The 23,508-nt window shown below is 70.6% G+C and carries 19 protein-coding genes; 17 read left to right on the top strand and 2 right to left on the bottom strand.

Translation table 11 applies throughout. From position 1 onward, the window contains the following. Positions 1–4: 4 nt before the first annotated feature. Entirely contained in the window at positions 5–1,681 is a 1,677-nt protein-coding gene (locus DOE79_RS03385; RefSeq protein ID WP_120337280.1) for an FAD-dependent oxidoreductase, read from the top strand. Between the two features lie 33 nt (positions 1,682–1,714). Here the strand turns inward: DOE79_RS03385 and DOE79_RS03380 are convergent, their stop codons facing one another. Beyond that, positions 1,715–5,689 (bottom strand): SCO7613 C-terminal domain-containing membrane protein, encoded by a 3,975-nt coding sequence (locus DOE79_RS03380; protein ID WP_162942585.1) that lies wholly within the window; start codon positions 5,687–5,689, stop codon positions 1,715–1,717. A gap of 101 nt (positions 5,690–5,790) precedes the next feature. Here DOE79_RS03380 and DOE79_RS03375 point away from each other — a divergent pair, with 101 nt between their 5' ends. The 9 genes from DOE79_RS03375 to DOE79_RS03335 all read left to right on the top strand — a co-directional run bounded on the left by DOE79_RS03375 (position 5,791) and on the right by DOE79_RS03335 (position 15,360). Continuing rightward, entirely contained in the window at positions 5,791–6,372 is a 582-nt protein-coding gene (locus DOE79_RS03375; protein ID WP_120337278.1) for a hypothetical protein, read from the top strand. A 132-nt stretch (positions 6,373–6,504) separates the two neighbouring features. Beyond that, positions 6,505–8,019, top strand: coding sequence for a DUF3375 domain-containing protein (locus tag DOE79_RS03370; RefSeq protein ID WP_120337277.1), 1,515 nt, complete (start codon positions 6,505–6,507; stop codon positions 8,017–8,019). Further along, the gene (locus DOE79_RS03365) at positions 8,012–8,836 is read left to right on the top strand and encodes a DUF4194 domain-containing protein (RefSeq protein WP_162942584.1); all 825 of its coding nucleotides are present in this window, start codon (positions 8,012–8,014) and stop codon (positions 8,834–8,836) included. The genes DOE79_RS03370 and DOE79_RS03365 overlap by 8 nt, the downstream gene beginning before the upstream one ends. Continuing rightward, positions 8,833–12,294 carry an ATP-binding protein gene (locus DOE79_RS03360; RefSeq protein WP_162942583.1) on the top strand — a complete coding sequence of 1,154 codons (3,462 nt, stop codon included), beginning with the start codon at positions 8,833–8,835 and terminating at the stop codon, positions 12,292–12,294. Before DOE79_RS03365 ends, DOE79_RS03360 begins: the two co-directional genes overlap by 4 nt. A gap of 45 nt (positions 12,295–12,339) precedes the next feature. Then, entirely contained in the window at positions 12,340–13,188 is an 849-nt protein-coding gene (locus DOE79_RS03355; protein ID WP_120337274.1) for an alpha/beta fold hydrolase, read from the top strand. A gap of 27 nt (positions 13,189–13,215) precedes the next feature. Continuing rightward, a complete protein-coding gene (locus DOE79_RS03350; RefSeq protein WP_120337273.1) occupies positions 13,216–13,590 on the top strand; it encodes a VOC family protein in 375 nt (124 codons plus the stop codon). 89 nt (positions 13,591–13,679) lie between these two features. Beyond that, positions 13,680–14,108, top strand: coding sequence for a hypothetical protein (locus tag DOE79_RS03345; RefSeq protein ID WP_120337272.1), 429 nt, complete (start codon positions 13,680–13,682; stop codon positions 14,106–14,108). Further along, a complete protein-coding gene (locus DOE79_RS03340; protein WP_120337271.1) occupies positions 14,102–14,395 on the top strand; it encodes a helix-turn-helix transcriptional regulator in 294 nt (97 codons plus the stop codon). The genes DOE79_RS03345 and DOE79_RS03340 overlap by 7 nt, the downstream gene beginning before the upstream one ends. Beyond that, a complete protein-coding gene (locus DOE79_RS03335) occupies positions 14,392–15,360 on the top strand; it encodes an NAD(P)-dependent alcohol dehydrogenase (RefSeq protein ID WP_120337270.1) in 969 nt (322 codons plus the stop codon). The genes DOE79_RS03340 and DOE79_RS03335 overlap by 4 nt, the downstream gene beginning before the upstream one ends. On the opposite strand, the gene DOE79_RS03330 is transcribed toward DOE79_RS03335, so the two are convergent. Then, entirely contained in the window at positions 15,357–15,842 is a 486-nt protein-coding gene (locus DOE79_RS03330) for a DNA alkylation repair protein (protein WP_120337269.1), read from the bottom strand. The two genes, DOE79_RS03335 and DOE79_RS03330, sit on opposite strands and share 4 nt — an antisense overlap. Positions 15,843–15,910: 68 nt before the next feature. Between DOE79_RS03330 and DOE79_RS03325 the strand changes: the two genes are divergently transcribed. From DOE79_RS03325 to DOE79_RS03295, 7 genes are all read left to right on the top strand, one after another. Then, positions 15,911–16,492 (top strand): DinB family protein, encoded by a 582-nt coding sequence (locus tag DOE79_RS03325; RefSeq protein WP_120337268.1) that lies wholly within the window; start codon positions 15,911–15,913, stop codon positions 16,490–16,492. A gap of 145 nt (positions 16,493–16,637) precedes the next feature. Continuing rightward, positions 16,638–17,633, top strand: a complete 996-nt coding sequence (locus DOE79_RS03320; protein ID WP_245977094.1) for a substrate-binding domain-containing protein — start codon at positions 16,638–16,640, stop codon at positions 17,631–17,633. Further along, the gene (locus DOE79_RS03315; RefSeq protein ID WP_120337267.1) at positions 17,630–18,673 is read left to right on the top strand and encodes an ABC transporter permease; all 1,044 of its coding nucleotides are present in this window, start codon (positions 17,630–17,632) and stop codon (positions 18,671–18,673) included. The genes DOE79_RS03320 and DOE79_RS03315 overlap by 4 nt, the downstream gene beginning before the upstream one ends. Continuing rightward, positions 18,670–19,455 carry an ATP-binding cassette domain-containing protein gene (locus tag DOE79_RS03310; protein WP_120337266.1) on the top strand — a complete coding sequence of 262 codons (786 nt, stop codon included), beginning with the start codon at positions 18,670–18,672 and terminating at the stop codon, positions 19,453–19,455. Before DOE79_RS03315 ends, DOE79_RS03310 begins: the two co-directional genes overlap by 4 nt. A 214-nt stretch (positions 19,456–19,669) precedes the next feature. After that, positions 19,670–19,987 carry a carboxymuconolactone decarboxylase family protein gene (locus DOE79_RS03305; RefSeq protein ID WP_066594738.1) on the top strand — a complete coding sequence of 106 codons (318 nt, stop codon included), beginning with the start codon at positions 19,670–19,672 and terminating at the stop codon, positions 19,985–19,987. A 33-nt stretch (positions 19,988–20,020) separates the two neighbouring features. Then, positions 20,021–20,626: a hypothetical protein gene (locus DOE79_RS03300; RefSeq protein WP_120337265.1), complete on the top strand. Its 606-nt coding sequence runs from the start codon at positions 20,021–20,023 to the stop codon at positions 20,624–20,626. 254 nt (positions 20,627–20,880) lie between these two features. Then, a complete protein-coding gene (locus tag DOE79_RS03295; protein ID WP_120337264.1) occupies positions 20,881–23,451 on the top strand; it encodes an ATP-dependent Clp protease ATP-binding subunit in 2,571 nt (856 codons plus the stop codon). Positions 23,452–23,508 lie beyond the last annotated feature (57 nt).

Raw genomic sequence — 23,508 nt, 5'->3', positions numbered from 1 at the left:
AGTCATGACTCAGAATCGGTACATCATCGTCGGGGGCGTCGCCGGGGGCATGTCCGCCGCGACCCGCCTGCGCCGTCTCGACGAGAACGCCCGGATCACGGTGTTCGAACGGGGCGGGCACGTGTCGTTCGCCAACTGCGGGCTGCCGTATTACCTCGGCGGTGTCATCGAGGAGCGCTCCAGCCTGCTGCTGCAGACGCCGGCCTCGCTGGCTGGCCGCTTCGCCCTCGACGTTCGCGTGCGCACCGAGGTGATCGGCATCGACAGCGCGGCCAAGACGGTGCGGGTGCGTGACCTCGGCACGGGGGAGGAGTCGACCGAACCGTACGACGCCCTGGTGCTCTCGCCCGGCGCGTCACCCGTGCGCCCGCCCCTGCCCGGCGGCGACCGGATGCTCAGCCTCCGTGACATCGACGACGTCGACGCGGCCATGTCCGCCCTTGCCGTCGCGCCGCGCAGCGCCCTCGTCATCGGCGCCGGCTTCATCGGCCTCGAGATGGTGGAAAACCTGGTGCACCGCGGTCTGGACGTCACCCTGGTGGAACTGGGCGACCAGGTGCTCCCGCCGCTCGACCCCGAGATGGCCGGCCCGGTCGCAGACCGGCTCCGGGCCGCGGGGGTGAGCGTGCGACTGGGCACCCAGGTGACCGAGCTCGACGCGGACTCGGCCACCCTCAGTGACGGCAGTGTCGTTGCGGCGGACTTCGTGCTCGCCGCCATCGGGGTTCGCCCCGACACGGCTCTGGCGACGGCCGCCGGCCTCACGATCGGGCAGCGCGGCGGCATCCAGGTGGATGACCAGCTGCGCACCAGCGCCCCCGGCATCTACGCCATCGGCGACGCCGTGGAGAAGACCGACGCGATCTCCGGCGAACAACGCCTGGTCGCGCTCGCCGGCCTGGCCAACCGGCACGGACGCCTGGTCGCCGATGCCATCACCGGCAAGACCATCCGGGTGCGCCCAGCCCTCGGTACGGCCGTGGTGGGCATGATGGGCCTCGCCATCGCCGCCACCGGCTGGAACGAGAAGTTGCTGCGCGCTCGGGGCCGCGCCATCCGGGTGTTCCACACACATCCCGCCTCGCACACCGGCTACTACCCGGGCGCAGAGCCGATGGCGCTCAAGCTCGTCGTCGACGCCGAGACCGACGCCATCCTCGGCGCCCAGGGTGTGGGCGGGAACGGCGTGGACAAGCGCATCGACGTGATCGCTACGGCCATGGCCGGCGGTATCACGGCGTCCGAACTCGCCGATCTCGAACTGGCCTACGCGCCGCAGTTCTCCTCGGCCAAGGACCCGGTGAACATGCTCGGCTACGTGGCCCTGAACGCCGCGGAGGGCCTCACCCCGTCGGTGCAGTGGCACGAACTCGAGGCCGCTCGCGACGCCGGAGCCACCCTGATCGACGTGCGCACCGCGGGGGAGTATGCCGAGGCGGCGATCCCCGGCTCGGTGAACATTCCGCTCGACGACCTCCGTGCCCGTCGGGCCGAACTGCCCGAGGGCCGCCTGATCGTGCACTGCAAGGTGGGCCAGCGCGGCCACACCGCCGTGCGGCTGCTCGCCCAACTGGGCCGCGACGCCGTGAACCTCGACGGCGGATACCTCACCTGGGCCGCGGGCACGGGTGCCGCGCGCACCGACCCCGAACGCGCCGCCGCGGCCCTGCTGCCCGCCTGAGCCGCGGCCCGGCCCGCCCGCTCGCCGTCGCCCTCAGGTGAGGTCGCGGAGGCGGGCCGAGAGCCCACCGGCCGCTGCACCCTTCCTCTCGGAGGTGATGGCGATCACGAGCATGACCGCGCCGATGGTGGCCAGGGTGATCCACCACAGCAGCGGGTTGATCGTCTGCCCGATCTGCACGGTGAACACCACGATCACCTCGATGGGCAGCACGGCCAGGCTGATCAGGAACGGCGCGGCGAGGCGTCGGGTCGAGCCGATCAAGATCGCTGTGAGGGCGAGGGACATCACAAGGATGGCCCGCCAGGTCTGCGGGTCGGTGCCGGTGGCCAGCACCGACGGCAGGAACGTGACGATGATGCCGGGCGCCAACAGCCGCCACGAGCCGGTGAAACCTCTCGGCCATGATCCGAGGGTCGCGGAGGCGACCCGGGCACCCGAGCGGATCCCGATGATGCCGGCGCCGAGCAGCGCCAGTCCGAGCGGCAGCGAGAAGGCCTCGACGCGCAGCTCCCGTTCGCTCCAACCCGCCACGGCCGCGCACCAGGCGAGCAGGAACAGGAACCAGACCGGAGGCAGGGACGTCGCTGTGCGGCGGGCCCGCGCCGCGACAACGAGCATGAAGCCGAGCAGGGCGACCATGAGCAGCGTCAGGGTGCCGATCGAGAAGGCGTCAGAGCGGATGGCCGTGATCGGTCCGGCCACCAGGAACGCCGTGGCCGCGGCGAATCGCCACCGCGACGGTGCGGTGACGCGGGATGCAGCGTCGCCAGGCACCGCCCCCGTGGACGACGTGTCACCGCCGGGGAGTGCTCCGGCCAATGCCGCGAGCAGCGTGGCGGCCGCGCTGACGGCCAGCACGGGCAGCATGACGCCGGTCGTCCGGCTGCCGGCCAGAAGATCCAGGCCGAGACCCCAGCGCATGGCCTGGGCGGCACCTGCCGCCGCCGCCAGGGTGGCCACCACGGCCACGGAGCCGAGCAGGCTGCGAAGGCCGGCCGCAGCCGTGACAGCACCCGGCGCTCTCGCGGCGGCCCTGGCGATGGCGGCTCCGATCAGCACGAGCAGCAACGCGGCGGCGAGGAGTCCGTAGGCCCGCCACGGAACGACCAGCGCGAACTGCGCCACTCCGAACCGCACGGAATCGAGCCGCACGGCCCCGAACCCGGCGGATCCGTTGGTGACGAGCACCGCCAGGCTGGGCACCACGGCGAGCGCGAGACCGGTGGCAGCGAGCGTCTGACCCGGCCGGCCCCTGGCGACCAGGATCGCGCCGACGACGACCATAGCGAGGGCCGGCGGCAGCACGTAGGGTTCGATCACCTCGATGCCGCGGATGGCCCAGACGCACCAGAGAGCGCCGGTCCAGCTTGCGCCGGCCGCCCACCAGGCCAGCCGGCGTCCGGTCCGGAGCGCGTTGACGGCAGCCCCCACGCCGAGGACCACGAGGACCAGAACCGTGGTCGATAGTCCGGCTGCGGTGCGAACCAGAGCGAGAAGCACCGCCAGCACGCCCGTCACCGCGGCGGATGCCTCGATCCAGCGACGGCAGACATCCGCTTCGAGAGCGGCCAGACCGTGGTTCTCCAGAGCCTGGGCGATCGGACCTGTGGAGGCGAACGTGCCCGCCACGAGGAGCGCGATGAGCGGCAAGACCACCGGCGACCCACTTGTGGCCAGCAACTGAGCGCCGAGGCAGACCACCACCACCGCGAGCGAGGGCACCAGCATGGCCGCCGCGAACGAGCGCAGGACCACGGTCATGCCCGGCCGACGCACGGTCATCAGGGTCAGGGCGAGAGCAAAGGCCACACCGGTGGACAGCGCCGTCCAACCGCTGCGCACCAGGAGCACTGCGACGACACCGGCGACAAACGGCACCGCGCTCACCAGGAGAACGGCGTACCAGCTGCGCGGGGTGAGCCAAGCGGTGAGTGTGGCCGCGAGTGCGCAGAGCAGGCCGAGCGTGGTGGTGAGGCAGAGCACGGCGATGGCGTCGACCCCCACGATCGTCAGGGCGGTGCCCACGACGACCAGCGCGTACCCGTAACCGACCGCCAGGTACAGCGGGCGCCACCGTGCCGGCACGGTACGGGCGAGCGCGGCGAGGGCGAGCACCGCGGCCGCGCCCACCCAGACGGTGGTCGACTGCTGCAACCATCCGGTGATCGCCGCCAGCACGAGCAGGAGATGTGCTCCGGTGCCCACCGCTCGCGTCACGGCCGGGTGTGCAGAGGCAAGCGCGGGAACGAACAACAGACCAGCGACGAGCGACGCGGTGAGGACCAGTCCCACCACGGCCTGACCGGTGACGGACAAGCCGGCCCATCCGGTGATGGTGAGGAGTGTGAAGACACCCAGCCACACCGCGAGGTGGTTCGGTGCCGACAGTCCGGACGACACCGGCGGCTCGGCGGCGTCGAAATCTCTGGTTCCGAGTGGTGTCGGTGGAACCGTTCCGCGGCTCACCATTGCGACGGCCCAGGCCGTGCCCGCGAGGGCGGCCAACGCCACGATCGAGGCCAGGCCGATGTTCTGGGCGATCAGCGCGGCGCCGCCACCCGCGTCGGACGAGGTGCCGCCCGGATAGCCGCCCGAGCCGGATCCGGCCCAGCGCAGGGGAGCGGACAGCGCTCCGCAGAGTTGCACGATCGCGGTCACCAGAGCCGGGGTTGCGGCAAGGACCAGCACCGTGACGGCGCCGGCGCCCACGGCGGTGCGGCTGGCGGCCGGGCTCGAAGGCAGCGCGGCCAGCCCCACCACGGCGATCCCGCCCGCCACCGGCATCAGTGCCAGGTACCAGGCCGAATCTGCGAACGACACGGCCACGGGAAGGATGGCCACCGCGGCCACTGCGAACGCGCCCGCGACGAAGCTCCACTGGCGCGGCAGGCCGTTGCGGCTGCCGAGAGCTGCCACCACGGCCAACACGGCCAGGATGCCTGCGTACCCGACGATGTCGGCGGTGGTCGAGCTGATCAGATGCAGGAGCAGTTGCAGCACGGCGGCGAGCACGGCGGCAGCCTGCAGAGCGGTGGCCGTGTACCGCTCCACCCCCAGGGTGGAGCCCAGCCCCGGGGACAGGCGCGAGAGCACGGGGTGCAGAACAAGCGCGACAACGGCCACACCCAGGCAGCCGAGGATGGCGCCCCAGGCGGTACCCCCGCTGCCGAGGAGCCCTGGCGAGAGGGCCAGACCCACCACAGCGGCCCACAACCAGACCCGCACACCGGAGCGGGCGCCCAGCCCGAACAGCACTGCAGAGCCAACCAGTGTGCCGAGAGCGGCATAGGTCCAGCCGCTCACGCCGGACGGCGCCAGCTGAGTGAACGCCCACACGTCCAGACCGACGAACACCACCCCCAGGGCGGCCACCGACTCGGCCGAGAAGCGCAGACCGCGTGCGGCGAACAACCAGGCCCCGCCGAGGAAGACCACCGTGACCGCTCCAGTGATGCTTGTGCGCACGGCGAAGCTCGTGAGGTCGGGATTGAGGAACGTGAACACCAGGGCGGCCACGGCGAGCAGCGCGGCGCCGGCGAAGGCGAGCACCGACTGCACGCTGATCTGGGCGCCCGCCTCCGGTGGGGCCGGGGCCACCGCTGCCGAAACGCCCGCTGGACCGCCCGCGGCAGCTCCCGCGGTTCGCTTCTGCTGCGCGGACTCGTGCGGGTGGAAAGCGACCACCGTGGATGCGCCCGCCGGCGTCATGGCCGCCGGTGCCCTTCCCGCCGAAAGTGCGCCCACCGGTGCGGTGCCCGTCGGGGCCGCCCCGGCCGCGACATGGTCCGCCGGCCACATCGTCGGTATCCGCTCGATCAGGCGGTCCCTCCCACGCAGGGCCTTGACCACCCGTCCGGCCGACGAGGCCAGCTCGCCACCGAGTCCGCCGGACAGATCGGCCCCGCACCCCGGGCACCATTCCTCGGTCAAGCGCACATCACATCGGGGACAGATCCGCTGGTCCTGCAGGTACCGGATGGCAGCATCGTTCCAGATTTTCCCCATGGCCGCAGTCTAGGTGGCCCTCCTCCTCCCGCGAGCTGTGCCATAAGCCCCAGAAATCCGAGGTTTTCGGGGCTCAGGTCACGGCACCGTAAAATGAGAATGTGACGGATGCGACGAGGCACGGCCGTGCGCCGATCTCGCGCATCGTCGACGAGGGATTGCTCATCGCGCTGTCTGCCGTGCGGATGGCGGTGAAGAACGACATCATCGTGGCCGGAATCGCCGAGCACGCCGACTACGACCTGGACAGGTTCGCCGACACCACCCGCCGGGAACTCCTCGCACTCGCCCGGGAGAACCTGGATTCCGCCGAACGGGTGCGTCGCCAGCGCAAACAGCTCACCTCGATGACCTGGCGGGTCGACCTCAGCCAGGACCAGCTCACCGACATCCGCCAGCTCAAGCTGCGCCGCCGGGTGCACAAGCTGCTGGCGGTGGCCCTCACCGCCGTGGCCGACGACGAGGAGCACGTGTCACGGATCGTGAGTGACGCGCAGAACCTGGCCAGCGACGAGATCCAGGACGCCATGCACACCCGGCTGATGCGCCTCTCGATCGATCCGCGCGACCCGGACTACCAGCGGCACCGCGCCGAACGCACCGAAATGTTCCTGCTCGTCGACCTCGCGCTGCTGAAGCTCCGAGCCGACGAAGCCGCGGGAAACGGGCCCAGCGACTACTAGAGGTCCGAGTCCCCGCCGGGCCGACCCGCCCGGCCGTCTGCACAGGCTGACGCCGGCCGCCCGGAGCGCGGCGTTCGGGCGACTACGGTTGAGGAGGCCCTGAGCGGGTCGTCGAGAAAGGAACGTGCGCGAGTGAGTGACATTGCGGGTGAATTGGCGCGGGTACGCGAAGCCTTCGACCGGCCCACCCTGCGCCTGCTCGACCGCAAATGGGCGCCGTTCGTGCTCGCCGTGTTCAAGGCCTCGTTCAGCCGCGACCGCCGCAGCGTGCAAGCCGACCGCCTGCACACCCAGGTGGACGCCTACCTGGCCGACCTCCGCTCCATCGGCAGCGAGGTGCCGGGCAAGAACGGCCGAGCGCTCTGCGTGCAGTGGATGAACGACCAGTGGCTCTACCGGGAGACCGGGGAGGACGACGAGGAGCAGTACTCGCTCACGTCGCACGCCCTCGAGGCCCTGCTCCTGGTCGACGGGCTCTCCCGCGACCGGGCGCTGATCAGCGAATCCCGCCTCACCACCATCGTCGACACCGTGCGCCACCGCGCCACCCAGGCCAACCCCGACCGCGACGAACGCATCCGCCGGCTCGACCTGGAGATCGCGGAGAAGGCCGCCGAACGGGACCGCTTAGCCGCCGGCGGCGAGATCGCCGCGGCCTCGAACGATCAGATGCACGAGGGCTACGCCAACCTCATCGACCTGATCACCCAGCTGCCCAGCGACTTCAAGCGTGTCGAGGAATCCGTCGCCGGCATGCACCGGCAGATCGTCAACGACTTCCGCGCTGAGGAACGCCCGATCAGCGAGGTCCTCGACGAGTACCTGTCCAAGACGGATGCGCTGATGTCGTCGACCGCTGAGGGACGCGCCTTCGAAGGCGCCTTCGTGCTGCTGCGCAACGATGCCCTGCTGTCCGAACTCAAGAACGACCTCGAGTCGATCCTGCTGCACCCGTTCGCGCTCGAACTGAGCGCCGCGGACCGGCGCAGCTTCATGGGCACAGTGAGCCTCATCCGCAAGGGCGTCGACGATGTGCTCACCCAACGGAACGGCCTGACCACGACGCTGCGCGAGCACATCGTGAACCACGACGTGGTCAAGGACCGCGAACTCGAGCGCCTGCTGCGCGAGATCAACAAGGAACTCGCCGTGTGGATGCACACCGCCGGCCCGCGGTCGACGGTGACCGCCGAACTCATGCCGGGCACCCTCGAACTCGAGCACCTGCGCGAACGCTTCTACGACCCCGGCGCGCACAAGGCGCCGCCGCCCCTCGAGGACGTGTCGGCGTTCGCCCCCGAACCGCCGAGCCTCGACGCCATGCGTACCCAGGGTGGCCCGCTGCTCGAGGAACTGCGGGACGCCATGGTGACGGCGTTCACCGAGCGGGGTGCCGCGTCCGTGGGCGACGCCTTCAACAGCCTGGAGCCGGCCATGCGCCGCCCGGTCGAGATCCTGGGGCTGATGCAGATCGCCACCCAGGTCGACGCCGTGCGACACACGGATGGCGCGGACGCCCCGACCGAGGACTTCGACACCGTGCGGCCCGACGGCACCCGGCGCACCTTCCGGGTGCCCCGCATCACGCTCACCGACGACGACACCGCGGCCCTGGCCGCCCTGAACTATGGACCTGATCATGACTGACGACGTGACCGACCTGGCCGACCTGGCCGACCCCAGCGACCCGAGCGACGTGACCGACCCGGACGGCGACAGCACCGGCCAGCCCGCGGCCGATGACGACGGCTCCGAGAGCTTCTCGCTGTTCGAGGGCGACGAGGGCGGCCTCACGGTGGAGCAGCGCCGCACTCTCGTGCTGCTGCTCAAGCACCGCTATATCTCCGCGGCGCTGCAGCCCGCCGAATGGCGCACCCTGCTCGCCTCCCAGTCCCTGCTCAAGTCGCGGCTGAACGACCTGTTCCTCGATCTGCACGTGGACCTGCACTACGAGGTGGCCTTCAAACGCCAGGCCGTGGGGGAGGGCGGCGACAGGTTCCCGACCCTGCTGCACGACGTGGCGTACACGCGCGAGGAGACCATCCTCTTGGTGCTGCTGCGCCAGCGTTTCCGCAGCGAACGCGCCAGCGGCGTCGACATCGTCATCGTCGACCGGGAGAACCTGGTCGACAACGTGGCGCACTTCCGGCCCGAGCACGCCACGGACCGGTTCGGCGATGCCCGGCGGGCCGCCGCGGCCGTGGACAGCCTGGCCAAGGCCCGGGTGCTGCTGAAGACCAGCGACCCCGACCGCTTCCGCATCTCGGCCGTGATCGAGGTGCTGCTGCCCATCGAACGGCTCGGCGAACTGTGGGAATGGCTGGTCGAGCAGAACGGCCGGGAACTGCCCGCCGCCGGCACCGCTCACGCCGACGAGCTCGACACGGACACCGACGAGTCCGTCGAACCTGCCGAACCTACCGAAGCCTCCGCTGCCGACCCCGACCTGGAGGCCGTCTCATGACCGATTCCCCGCTGTTCCACATGGACGGCGCCACCGAGGGAACCACCCAGTGGCGCGCAGAGTCCTTCCAGATGGTCAACTGGGGCGGCTTCCAGGGCCACCACTCCGTCGACTTCGCCACATCGGCCACCCTGGTCTCCGGCGCGTCCGGAACCGGTAAGTCCAGTCTGCTCGACGCCTACCTGGCCTTGATGATGCCCTCGGACACCCCGTTCAACGGCGCCTCCAACGACGCCGGATCCGGCCGGGCCCGCAGCGTCGACCAGCGCAACCTGATGACCTACCTGCGCGGCAAGACCGACTCCACTCGGGAGGCCGACACCGGAGCGATGCACGACCAGGTGCTCCGAGGCGCCGACGAAGCCACCTGGGGCGCCGTCGCGATGACCTTCATCGACGACAACAAGCGCCGCTTCACCGTACTGCGGGCGTACTTCGTGCCGCGCGGAGCCACGAAGTTCGCCGACGTCACGATGAAGATGGCCACCCGCGACGGCCGGCTCGACCTGCGCGACCTCGCCGACGTGACCGAGGCCCGCTTCGACAAGCGCGCCCTGAAGAACCGGTTCAGCGACCTCGACGTGTTCGACACCTACGCCGCGTTCTCCCAGACCCTCTACACCCGGCTCGGCATCGGCGCCAACGGCGAGGGCGGTAAGGCGCTGCGCCTGCTCGCCCGCATCCAGGCCGGCCAACAGGTGAAGACCGTCGACGGTCTCTACAAGTCGATGGTGCTCGAAGAGCCCGCCACCTACGCGGCGGCCGACAAGGCGGTCGACCACTTCGAAGACCTCGAGCGCTCCTACGGCGCCATGGTCACCGAGGCGCAGAAGGCCAAGGTGCTCGAGCGCCTGCCCGAACTGCACCGGGACTACGAGTCCGCCACCGAGAAGGCCGACCTGATCGACCGGTTCGGGGTGCACCGCGAGGGCGACACCCCCTTCGTGCTCTGGCAGCTGCTCACCGAGCACGGCCTGCTCGACGCGGCCGCCGACACCAACCGCGCCCGCCGGCGTGAGAACCAGGCCGCCTTCAGCGCCGCCCGGGATGCCGAGACCGAGCTGAAGGGCCGGGTCGCCGACCTGCAGCACCAGCAGCGCGACAACGGCGGCGACGTCCTCGCCGGCCTGCAGAACGAACTCGACGTGCTCACCGCCCGCCGCGACGACGTGGCCGCTGAACGGGCCCGGTTCGACGACCGGATCAGCCTGGTCGGCGCGACCATCGATTCCGCCGACGACTTCGCCGCCGCCCAGCTGCGCGCCGAGGAGTTCGTGGCCGGCTTCGCCGCCACCGAGCAGGAGCTCGACCTTGAGCGGGTGGGCCTGCAGCGCACCGCCTACCCGATCGAGGAGAAGATCCGCACCCTCAAGCAGGAGCACGGCTTCCTCACCGGCCGCGCCAGCCTGGTGCCGCAGCACCTGCACAACGCCCGCCTGATGATCGCCGAGGCCGCGGGCATCCCCGCCGACGAACTGCCCTTCGTGGCCGAGCTCATCGACATCGCGCCGGGGGAGGACGCCTGGCGCCAGGCCGCCGAGGTCACCCTCTCGTCGGTCGTGAGGGTACTGCTCGTCGACGAGACCCGTCTGCGCGCGCTCGGCGAGGCCATCGACCCGCTGCATATCCCGGTGCGCATCCACTTCGAGGGTGTCGCCCTGCACCCGCACCAGGAGGTGCGACCCGACCCGCGGTACGTCTCCGGCAAGCTCGTTTTCAAGGACTCGCCCTTCAGCCGCTGGGTGCAGGACCGGGTGCAGGCTCCCGCCATCGACGCGCTCTGCGTGGCCGGACCGGCCGAGCTGGCCGGGGACGGTTCCCGGGTCACCCAGAGCGGGCAGATCCGCAATGGCAAGCGCGGCGCGCACGGCTGGAACAAAGACCAGCGCTCCATCATCGGCTTCTCCAGCGGGGTGCGCCTGGCCGAGATCACCGACGAGCTGGCCGCCCTCAAGGCGCGGGCCGACGACCTGGCCCAGCAGGCCTCCGCCATGGCGGGCCGCATCATGGCGCTCCGCCGGCTGAAGGATGCCCACCAGCACCTGATCGACACCGCCTGGGCGGCCATCGACGTGGCCGGGGCCCAGGCCCGGATCGGCGCAAAGGAAGCCGAGCGGGAACGCCTGCTCGCGGGCAGCGATGTCCTGCGCGGGTTGCAGGATGAGGAGGCGCGCCTGTCGAGCCAGCTGGAGGATGCCCAGAAGCGCAAGCACGAGACCGAGCGGGCAGCCGCCGAGCTCGGCGACGAGCACGCCGCGATCGTGGACCGCCAGGACATCGTCAACGTGCGGCTGGAGCGCATCCAGGCCGACGAGACCGTCACCCTGACCGACGAGCACTCCGCCCACCTCGACGCGCAGTTCGCGTTCGGCGCCGACAGCGCCGATCTCGCCGGCTTCGCCGGCGGGGTGAAGCGGCTGCGCGAGCGCCTCATCGAGCAGTCGAGCCAGGACCGCGAGACCGCCCGCAACGCCAGGGACACTCTGATCGGGATCTTCGAGACCTTCCAGAGCCGCTGGCCAGACCCGAACATCGGCGTGGGGATGGAATCGTACTCCAGCTACAACGACATCCTGGATGCCGTGTACACGCTGGGCCTCTACGAGCGCCGGCAGGAATGGAAGCGTCGCCTCTCCGCCTGGAGCGGCCAGGACCTGGTGCCCCTCGTCGGCGCGTTCACCACGTCGATCGAGGAGATCGAGGACCGACTGCGGCCCATCAACGAGATCCTCACCACCCTCCCGTTCGGGGCAGGCCGGGACCGGCTGCAGATCTCGCTGCGCCGTCTGCACCGCGACGACGCCACGGCGTTCCGCAAGGAACTCAAGCTGCTCTCGTCCGGGTCCACCGAGGAATTCACCGACGAACAGACCGAGAGCCGGTTCACCCGGCTGCAGGCCTTCATGAACCTGATCCGCCGGCCGGACGACCTGGACGGCGTGGCTGGCGCGCGCGCGGGCGGCCGGACGGCGATGAAGGGCGAGTCCGACCGTGACCTGCTGTTGGACGTGCGCCGGCACGTGGAGATCACCGCGGTGCGCACCACGCCGGACGGCGTCGAAGTGAGCACGTACTCGTCGCTCGGCGGCAAGAGCGGTGGCGAATCGCAGGAACTGGTGGCCTTCGTGGTCGGCGCCGCCCTGCGGTTCCAGCTCGGCGACGAGAGCCGCACCCGGCCGAGGTTCGCGCCCGTGTTCCTCGACGAGGGGTTCGTGAAGTCCGACTCCGAGTTCGCCGGCCGCGCCGTCGCGGCGTGGAAGGGGCTCGGGTTCCAACTGATCGTGGGGTCTCCGCTCGACAAGGTCACCGCGCTCGAACCGTACATGGACCTGGTGCTCTCGATGACGAAGAACAGCGCCACTGGCTTCTCCTACATCACCCCGCTGATGTCGCCAGAGTCGGTGTCGCCCGAGCCGGCCCAGGCCCAGACGCGGGAGGCGGAACCGGCGCTCGGCTGACGCGCCGCTCTGGCCGGGCGGGGAAATCCGGCTTACGCTGGCCCGATGGTGTCCGTGCACGATCTGCGACTGCCCGACGGGCGGGTGCTCAGGGTGCACGACAGCGCCGAGAGCCCCGGCGGCGATGTCGCCCGGCCCCGCCTCACGGTGGTGTGGCTGCACGGGTCGCCGCAGACCGGCGCGCTGCTCGCTCCGCTGCTGAGGGCGGCGGCCCAGCGAGGCATCCGTCTGATCTCCTACGGCCGGCCCAGCTACGGCGGCTCGTCGCCCCGGCCCGGCCGCTCGGTCGCCTCCGCGGCGACGGATGTGGCGGCCATCGCCGATGCCCTCGGCCTCGACCGGTTCGCGGTGATGGGCGCCTCGGGCGGCGGCCCGCACGCCCTGGCCTGCGCGGCGCTGCTGCCCGACCGGGTGATCGCCGCCGCGTGCCTGGCCTCCCTCGCGCCTATCGACGCCGAGGACCTGGATTTCTTCGCCGGGATGGCGTCCGACGGTGCGCTGCGGTCGGCGCTGGCGGGCCGCGCCGCCCGTGAACACTACGAGGCCACCGCCGAGTTCGACCCGGCCAGCTTCGTGGAACGCGACTACGCCACTCTGGCCGGGGACTGGGCCTCGTTGGGCGACGATGTGGGGGAGGCGTCGGCGGCAGGCCCGGACGGCCTCATCGACGACGACCTGGCGTTCGTGATGCCCTGGGGCTTCGACCCTGCCGCCGTGATGGTGCCCGTGCTGATCGTGCAGGGCGGCCGTGACCGGGTGGTGCCGCCCGCCCACGGAGCGTGGCTGGCCCGCACCTGCACCCGGGCCGAATTCTGGGAGTACCCGGACGACGGCCACATCTCGATCCTCGACGAGTGCCCGGCGGTTCTGGACTGGCTGCTGGCCCACTCGTGACTCCCGGGGTGCCAGGATGAGACCACTATGGATATGCGACTGGAATTGGTGCCGTTGCCGGCGAGTGACGTTGACCGCAGCCTGACGTTCTACGTCGACCAGGTGGGGTTCCACCTCGATCACGATGTGTCACCCGGCAACGGGATGCGCGTGGTGCAGCTCACGCCGCCGGGATCGGCCTGCTCCATCGTGATCGGGGTGGGCATCAGCGCTCCCGATGCCGCCCCGGTGCAGAACCTGCACCTGGTCGTCGACGACCTCGACGCCGTTCGCGCGACCCTGCTGGGAAACGGTGTGGACGTCTCGACGGTCACCGATATGGGCGGTGTCCGCTACGCATACTTCAGCGACCCGCACGGCAACAGCTGGGCACTGCAGCAGATCTCGGCCACGACGTTCTGATCCAGAGAGTAAAAAAAGTTTGACACGGTGTCTGCTTCGGCATACATTGTGGATGTCAACAATTCTTTACTCTCAGACGGGCGGCACACGTGGCACACGAAGAGAAACGCGCCTGGATCATGGCTGGTGTCACGATCCTGGCGTACGGCATCTACCTGGGTCTGCTGCTCGGGGGCACCCGGACGGGACCCCTCACCGAGGTGCCGTACGCCGCACTCATGCTCTGGAGCATCGGCGGCGCCATTCTGGGCACCATCGTGCTCACCATCGGCGCGGGCCTGATCTCGCCCCGCGAGGCGACCGTGACGGACCAGCGTGACACCGAGATCCACCGGACCGGACAGTACATCGGGCAGTCCTTCGTGATCCTCGGCGCCGTGCTAGCCCTGCTGTTCGCCCTGGCCGAGCTCGATCCGTTCTGGATCGCCAACGTGATCTACCTGGGCTTCGTACTCTCGGCGGTCCTGGCCTCGGTGACCCGGATCGTCGCATACCGCCGCGGGTTCCAGAAATGGTGAAGGCAACCAGTATCACCAACTGCATCCGCGGGCTGCGATTCGAGCACGGCGAGATGACCCAGGCCGACCTGGCCCGGCAGGTCGGCGTGACCCGGCAGACCATCATCGCCATCGAGCAGGGCCGGTATTCGCCCTCGCTCGAGGTGGCGTTCCAGATCGCACGGGTGTTCAATCGACCACTCGACGAGGTATTCCAGTACCCCGCCGGCCCGGCCCGGCCGAGCGCGACAACCGGCCCCACTCCGCCAGCCAGCCCCGCACCGCCAACACCCGGAGGACGCTCATGAGAGCCATCGTGCAGGATCGTTACGGCTCGGCCGACGTGCTCCACCCCGCCCAGATCGACCGGCCCTCGCCCGGTGACGACGAGGTGCTCATCGCGGTGCGGGCCGCCAGTCTCAACATCGGCGACTGGCACATGATGACGGGGCTACCCCTGCTGCTGCGCCTTGCCGCGGGTCGGCGCGGCCCGAGGAACCGGGTGCGGGGCATGGATGTGGCGGGCCGGGTCGAGGCCGTCGGCGCCCAGGTCACCCGGTTCCAGCCCGGCGACGAGGTCTTCGGGGTCTGCGACGGGTCACTGGCCGAGTACGCCGTGGCCCGGGCCGGCACCGTCGAGCCCAAGCCGGCCGGCTTGAGCTTCGAACAGGCGGCCGCGGTGCCCGTCTCCGCCGTCACGGCCCTGCAGGGCCTGGCCTCGGTGCGCGAGGCCGGCGCGGGGGAGCGGGTTCTCGTGATCGGCGCATCCGGCGCTGTCGGCGGTTACGCCGTGCAGCTGGCACACGCCTTCGACGCCCACGTCACGGGAGTCTGCAGCCCGGGCAAGGCCGACTACGTGCGCTCGCTCGGGGCAGACGTGATCGTGGACTACACGCGTGGCGACATCACCCGGTCGGGTGAGCGTTATGACCTCGTTCTCGACACCGCGGGCAACCGGTCGGTCTCGTCCCTGCGCCGGCTGCTCGCGCCACGCGGCACCCTGGTCATCGTGGGCGGCGAAGGCGGTGGCAGGCTCACCGGCGGGTTCGAGCGGGCGCTCCGGGCACTTTTCCTCTCACCCCTGGTGCCGCAAAAGCTCACCGGCCTCACGTCGGTCGTGCGGCACGGTGACCTGCACATCCTTGCGGGGTTGCTCGAGAGCGGAGCGATCACCCCGGTGATCGACGGCGTCTACCCCCTCGCCGAGGCCGCCAGCGCGATGCGCCGGCTCACGGATGGCAGCACCCGCGGCAAGCTCGTCGTCACGATCTAGTCGGCGGCGGCGAGCAGCCCGGCGGCGCGGCGAAGGCTGTCGCTGGGGTCCGCGGCCCACCGGTCGAGCACCACCTGGGCGCGCCCGCGGGCCGCTCCGGTGAGGCCGGCGACGAGGGGGCTCACCACGTCGACCGCGAGGGGATCCACCAGGGCGGGCAGCCGGGCCTCGCGCAGGAACCCCTCGATGCGGGTGAGGTCGGAGGCACGCAGCATCCTCACGTGGCTCTGCAGGAGCACGACGGCCGCCAGCCGGCTCTCGAACACCGGCAGCGCCCAGAGCTCGCTGCTCAGGGCGGTGATGTCGTCGTGGTCGAGGCCGGGGTAGCGCCGGGCGGTGTCGCGCACCGTGCCGCGGACCGCGCCGACGGATGCGCCGTAGAAGGCCAGGGTTCCGCCCAGGCGGGCCCGGGCGGCTTCGGCGCGTTCCCAGGAGCTCTCGCGTTGCAGGGTGGCGTCCACGAACTCGCCCGCTGCACTCATGGGTCCTATTCTCCCTGGCTGTTCTCCCCGACTGTCGCGCGGCGCGGTGATCTGGAAGGCTGGAGCGCATGACCGAAGACGCTTATGCCGGAGACCTGCGCCGTTATCTCCAGGAGGCCAGGGAAGCCCTGGTCTTCAAACTCGACGGGCTCAGCCCCTACGACATGCGCCGGCCCCTGGTTCCGACCGGCACCAATCTGCTGGGCCTGGTGAAGCACATGGCCGGTGTGGAGGCCGGGTATCTCGGCGCGACCTTCGGACGGCCGTTCCCCGAGCCGATGCCGTGGATGGACGACGCCGCCCCGGACAACGCCGACATGTGGGCCACCCTCGATGAGTCACGGGACGGCCTGGTGAACCTGTATCGCCGGGTCTGGGCGCACTCCGACGCCACCATCGCCCAGGTGCCGCTGCACGGAACCGGCCGGGTGGCGTGGTGGCCGGCCGAGCGCAACACGGTCACGCTGCACCGCATCCTGGTGCACCTGATCAGCGAGACCCACCGGCATGCCGGCCACGCCGACATCGTGCGCGAGCTGATCGACGGGGCGGCCGGGCTGCGGGCCGTCAACGACAACCTGCCGTCGGGCAGCCCGGAATGGTGGGCCGACTACCGTGCCGGGCTGGAGCGGACAGCCCGGCAGGCCTGACGCCTCGGCTGTGACCTGCGTCGCCCGCGGCCTAAAGTGGACTGCGCCCCGAAAAGGCGCCCCTCAACGCTCACATCCGGACTGTCCCCGTGGGGACCACTCCGGTAGACCGCACCTCCAGCACACACCGAAGGACGAAAGCACCGTGTCGAGAATCCCTGCCCGCTGGGCCCGCTCCGGCGCGACTGCCGCCCTCGCCCTGCTCACCGTCACCGGTCTCGCCGCCTGCACCGGTCAGCCGATCGCGTCCGCCGGCTCGGCCGGCGCCGCGGCCGGCGCATCCGACCGCACCTATGCCCTCGTGGTGCACTCGGTTCCGGGCGACGCGTTCTGGGACGTCGTGAAGTCCGGCGCCGAGGCGGCCGGCACCCTCTACGGGGCCACGGTCACCTACCAGGGCGACCCGGATGTGCAGAAGCAGAGCCAGTTGATCGAGACGGCCATCGCCGCCCAGGTCGACGGCATCATCGTGTCGATGGCCAACCCCGACGGTCTCCGCGGCGCCCTCGCCGACGCGGCCGCCGCCGACATCCCGGTGATCACCATCAACTCCGGCGCCGAGGAATCCGCGTCGGTCGGCGCGCTCACCCACGTGGGGCAGAGCGAGTACCTGGCCGGGCAGGGGGCGGGCACCAAACTCACCGAGGCCGGCGCCGGCAAGGTCATCTGCGTCATCCACGAGGCCGGCAACGCCGGATTGGAAGACCGGTGCCGCGGTGCCGCGGACACCCTCGACGGCAGCATGAGCAACCTGCAGGTCGACATCGCCAACGTCGCGGATGCCCAGAACACCATCAAGAGCGCCCTGCTGGCCGACCCCACCATCGACGGTGTGCTCACCCTCAACTCCGCGGTGGGAGTCGCCGCGGCGCAGGCCGTGGCCGAGGCCGGCAGCGACGCCCAGATCGGCACGTTCGATGTCTCCGCCGATGTCACCGGGCTGATCAGCGACGGCAGCATCCTCTTCGCCGTCGACCAGCAGCCCTACCTGCAGGGCTACCTGCCGGTGAGCTTCTTCGAGCTGTTCTACACGAACGGCAACGTCGTCGGCGGTAACCTGCCGGTCTACTCCGGGCCGGGCTTCGTCACCCAGGAGAACGCCGACCAGGTCGCCGGGTTCGCCGGCAACGGCACGCGATGACGCAGCTGGCCACGCCACCCCGCCGGGACGAGAGACTCGCCGCGACGCACCCCGTGGTGCGCCTGCTGCGCCGCCCCGAGATGGGCGCGCTGGTCGCCGCCGCCGCGATCTTCGGCTACTTCTCCCTGGCCACCACCTCGTTCCTCACCCCGGCCGGCGCGGCCACCTGGCTCTACTCGGCGTCGCTGTTCGGCATCATGGCCGTGGCCGTGGCGATGCTCATGATCGGCGGCGAGTTCGACCTGTCCGCCGGTGCCATGACCGGCACCACGGGCCTGCTCGTCGGCGCCTTCACCACCCAGTGGGGCATGAACCTCTGGCTGGCCATGGTGCTCGCTCTGCTGATCGCCCTCGCTGTCGGCGCCTTCAACGGGTTCCTCGTCGTGCGCACCGGCATCCCGAGCTTCATCGTCACTCTTGGCACCTTCTTCATCCTGCAGGGCCTCAACCTCGCCGGCACCAAGCTCGTGACCGGCCAGGTCGCCATCCAGGGCATGAGCGCGGTACCCGGTTTCGACGCTGGTAAGGCGATCTTCGGGTCGACGATCCCGGTCGCCGGAGTGAACCTCAAGGTGTCGGTCTTCTGGTGGCTCGGCCTCACCATCGTCGCGAGCTGGATCCTGCTCCGCACCCGCTACGGCAACTGGATCTTCGCCATCGGCGGGGCGTTGCAGAGCGCCGTGCAAACCGGCGTTCCCGTGCGGCGCACCCGGATCGGCCTGTTCATGGGCACGGCCGCGGCCGGCTGGCTCGTCGGCATGCTGTCGCTCTTCGACGTGGCGACCGTGCAGGCCACCACCGGCATCGGCCAGGAATTCGTCTACATCATCTGCGCCGTCGTGGGCGGCTGCCTGCTCACGGGCGGCTACGGGTCCGCCGTCGGCGCGGCCCTCGGCGCGCTCATCTACGGCATGATCCTGCAGGGCATCGTTTTCGCCCAGTGGGACAACAACTGGCTCAAGGCCTTCCTGGGCGGGATGCTACTGCTCGCCGTGCTGGTCAACCTCTCGGTGCGCCGCCAGGCCGGAGTGCGCGAATGAGCGCCGCGGAGACGGCCATCCTGCAGGTGCGCGGGGTGGGCAAGGTCTACGGCTCGGTCATCGCCCTCAGCGACATCTCCACCTCGGTGTCGGCGGGAGAGGTGCTCTGCGTCCTGGGCGACAACGGCGCGGGCAAGTCGACGCTGCTCAAGATCCTCGCCGGAGTGCACTCGCACTCCTCGGGCGAACTGCTGCTCGACGGAACCGCCGTGCGTTTCGGCGGCCCCAGGCAGGCCCTCGACGCCGGGATCGCCACGGTCTACCAGGACCTGGCGATCGTGCCGCTGATGCCGGTCTGGCGCAATTTCTTCCTCGGATCCGAGCTGAGCGCCGGCGTCGGCCCGTTCTCGCGGCTCAGGGTCGCCGAGATGCGCGCGGTCACCCTGGAGCAACTGGGCCGGATGGGCATCGACCTGCGTGACGTCGACCAACCCATCGGCACCCTTTCCGGGGGAGAGCGGCAGTCGGTGGCGATCGCCCGCGCCATCTACTTCGGCGCCAGGGTCGTGATCCTCGACGAACCGACCTCCGCGCTCGGCGTCAAGCAAGCCGGGGTGGTGCTGCGCTACGTCGCGCGGGCCCGCGACAACGGACTCGGCGTCGTGTTCGTCACCCACAACCCGCACCACGCCTACCCGGTCGGGGACCGGTTCCTGGTGCTCAACCGCGGCACCAGCCTGGGCGAATTCGACAAGGCCGGCATCACCATCGAGGAACTCACCCGGTTGATGGCCGGCGGCGCCGAACTGGATTCACTGGCCAGGGAGATCGAGCGCGGCTGACCTCGTCCCGGGCCGGGCGGCCGCACCCGGCATCATCCGTTTCGGAGGATTCCACGGCCCGGCCATCGGCCTCTGCGACATAGGTTGCTACCGTCTGGGGCGACAGGCCGGATCCCGCGCGTGCCGGGCGAACCAGGTGAACCCGCCAGCGTGGATCCGACAATGGCAGGAATCGACGACGGCAGGGCGATGCCCTGGAATTGGAGTGATACCCATGGCTAGAGGAACAACCCCGGTGCTCGATGCGGCGGCCGAGATCAACGCGGTGTCGCTGGCCCGCACCGAGCTCGACCCGCGCACCTTGATGATCGCCAGGATCGCAGCCCTTGCGGCGGTCGACGCACCCGTCGCCTCGTACCTCCTGCACGTGGGACCGGCCGCGGAGGTGGGGCTGACGGTCGATGACGTGCAGGACGTTCTCGTCGCCGTGGCGCCGATCGTGGGCACGCCGCGGCTGATGTCCTCGGCGCGCAAGATCGCGGAAGCCCTCGACCTGGCCATCGAGCTGGGAAGCGAAGACGACACGCAGTAGCCGGTGACCGACAACCGAGTGAGGAGCACCCCCGTGAAGAAGCCCATCGTGTCCATGGTTCTGCTGGTGCTCCTCACCGGCTGCACGGCCGGCGGCGATTCAGCGTCGCCGAGCCCGACGGCGACAGATTCGCCGACTGCCACGGCGACGGCCGGGTCCACGGCCTCCCCGCCGACCGCGGCCCAGGTGACCTGGGCGGGCACGGTCTGCAGCGACATCACCACGCTGAAGACGGATGTTCAGGGCCTCGCCGCTGCGGCGGCCACCGGTGGGGACTCGGTGGGAACGGCCATCTCGAACCAGATGGACACAGTCTCGGCGTCGGCCACGGACCTGGTCGACACCGTGAAGTCGCCGCCGGAAAACCTGGGCGACGACCCGGAACTGCTCGCCGTGCAGGACTCGATCGACAACGTCGACCAGTCCCTGAAGACCTTGGAGTCGAGCGCCAGCCAGGTGCAGGGCACGACGGGGGCCGCCCTTGTGGACGCGTTGGCCACAGTGGTCGGCGACACCGGAGACGCGCTCAACAGTGTCGCCGGCACCGTGCAGACCGTCACCACGGCCATCAACGACACGTCGAGCACCCTCGGCCAGGCGTTCCGGGCGGCCCCGGAGTGCGCCGACCTCACCTCCTAGCCCGGCCGCCGGTCGCGACCCATCCGCTGATCGAGCTCGTCGAGATCCCGGGAGCCGAACGTGTTGGCGACGGCCCTCGCCGGGTCTCGACGAGCTCGACCGACGAGGTGGGCGCGAGAGCAGACCGGCGATCTCGACGGACTCAGGGGAGTCTCAGCTTCGGGCGGGAATGAAAAACGCCCCCAGGCGTTGACTTGAGTCGAGGGCGCTCAACTTTCGGGATCCCTCCTCGTTTTGACTCCCAGGAGGATGCATTGCCTACATACTTCGGCCCGGCCGGATCCGAGAACGGTTCCTTCGACGAATTCCTGGCCCGCTACCTGCAGGGCCAGCGCTCCGCGCAGTCCGGTCGACCCATTGAGATCACCCGACTGCTGAGCCGGCGCACCCACGAGCTCCTCGTGCAGGCCGCACAGTTCGCCGTCGACCACGGCCACGCCCACGTCGACGCGCTGCACCTGCTGCGCGTCATGGTGGAGCAGGAACCCGCCGCGTCGGCCATCCGCCGGGCCGGCGGCGACCCGGCCGCGATCGTGACGGCCGCCGATCAGCGTCTGCCCGAGTCCAGCGAGCAGCAGGCCACCTCGGCGCCCGCGCTCACCCCGTCGGCCCAGCGCGCCCTGCTCGACGCCCACCAGGTGGCCCGCGCGTTCGGCTCCACCTACATCGACCCCGAGCACCTGTTCTTCGCGTTCGTGGTGAACCAGGACGCCCCGGCCGCCCAGGTGCTGGCCGCCGCCGGCGTCACCGCTGAGTCGCTGCAAGCCGGAGCCCAGCAGGCCGAGGCCGACGAGGCCCAGGCCGCCGCCGGCAACCCGGTCGGCGACGGCACCTCCGACACCCCGATGCTCGACACCTACGGCGTCGACCTCACCGAGCGGGCGCGCTCCGGCAAGCTCGACCCGGTGATCGGCCGCAGCGACGAGATCGAGCAGACCGTCGAGATCCTCTCCCGGCGTACCAAGAACAACCCGGTGCTGATCGGCGAGGCCGGCGTGGGCAAGACCGCCGTGGTCGAGGGCCTCGCGCAGGCCATCGTCGACGGCCTCGTGCCCGAGCAGTTGCGCGGTAAGCGCGTCATCGCGCTCGACCTGCCCGCCATGCTCGCCGGAACCCGCTACCGTGGCGACTTCGAGGAACGCCTCACCAAGACCATGGATGAGATCAGCGAACGCAGCGACGAGATCATCGTCTTCCTCGACGAGCTGCACACCGTCGTCGGTGCCGGCGGCTCCGGCGAGGGCGGCATGGACGCGGGCAACATCCTCAAGCCCCGCCTGGCGCGGGGTGAACTGCACGTCGTGGGCGCGACCACCCTGAACGAGTACCGCAAGGTCGAGAAGGACCCGGCCCTCGAACGACGCTTCCAGCCCGTGCGGGTGGGGGAGCCCGGTATCGAGGATGCCGTGCAGATCCTCGCCGGCCTGCAGGAGCGTTACGCCGAGCACCACTCGGTGCGCTACACGGATGCCGCGATCCGCGCCGCCGTGGAGATGAGCGCCCGGTACATCCCGGACCGGTTCCTGCCGGACAAGGCCATCGACCTGATCGACCAGGCCGGCGCCCGGGCCCGCCTGGCCCTCGGCTCCCGCGTGGACGTCGACGGGCTGCGCGAGAAGCAGTCGGCACTCGAGTCGGCGAAGGCCGACGCGGTCGCCGCCGAGCAGTACGAGGAGGCGTCCCGCTTGCGCGATGAAGCCGAGACTATCGCGGCGACCATCGACGCGGCCGTCGTCAGCCAGGGCGGCGAGGACTCCGGTCCGTCCGCCGTGGTGGACGAGGCCGAGATCGCCGCGATCATCGCCCGGGCCACCGGCATCCCGGCCAGCCGCCTCACCGCCGGTGACCGCGAGCGCCTGGCCCGGCTCGAGGCCGACCTGCACGAGCGGGTCATCGGGCAGGACGACGCCGTGACCGTGATCGCCAAGGCCGTGCGGCGCAACCGCACCGGCATGGGCGACGCGAACCGTCCGGTCGGCAGCTTCCTCTTCCTCGGCCCCACCGGCGTGGGCAAGACCGAACTGGCCAAGTCGCTGGCCGAGTCGCTCTTCGGCGACGAGAAGGCCATGCTGCGCTTCGACATGAGCGAGTTCAGCGAGCGCCACAGCGTGAGCCGCCTGGTCGGCGCCCCTCCCGGCTACGTCGGTTACGACGAGGCCGGTCAGCTCACCGAACACGTGCGGCGGAACCCCTACTCGGTGGTACTGCTCGACGAGATCGAGAAGGCGCACCCGGACGTGTTCAACCTGCTCCTGCAGGTGCTCGACGACGGCCGGCTCACCGATGGTCAGGGTCGCACGGTGGACTTCCGCAACACCGTGGTGATCATGACGTCGAACATCGGCTCGGAGGTGCTGGCCAGCCGCAGCGGCGCGCTCGGCTTCACCGCCGATCTGGACGGAGCCGGCAACGGCTTCGGTTCGGAGAAGGCGTTGCGCGACCGGGTGATGGCCAAGCTCCGCGAGGCCATGCGGCCCGAGTTCCTCAACCGGATCGACGAGGTCGTGCTGTTCCGTAAGCTCGAACAGACCCAGCTGCGCCGCATCGTGCGGCTCCTGCTGGGCCAGACCGAGAACCGGGTGCACGCCCAGGGCCACACCCTCACGGTGACCGACGAGGCGATCGACTGGATCGCCGAGCACGGGTACGAGCCCGAGTACGGCGCCCGGCCGCTCCGCCGGGTGATCCAGCGCGAGGTCGACGACAGGATCGCTGACCTGCTGGTGGCCTCGGCCCTCGGGGACGGCGGCATCGTCGCGGTGAGCGTGCAGGACGGCGCCCTCACGGTCGCGGCCGAGCCGGCCCGGATGCCGCTGGCCGCCTAAACGGGGATACACCAGAGCCCCAGCCGGAACCCGTACGGGTTCCGGCTGGGGCTCTGT

The sequence above is a fragment of the Cryobacterium soli genome (assembly GCF_003611035.1).
Taxonomy (GTDB): Bacteria; Actinomycetota; Actinomycetes; order Actinomycetales; family Microbacteriaceae; genus Cryobacterium; species Cryobacterium soli.
The sequence above is the reverse complement of the archived record's forward strand: the minus strand, read 5'-3'. Positions and strand labels throughout refer to the sequence as shown.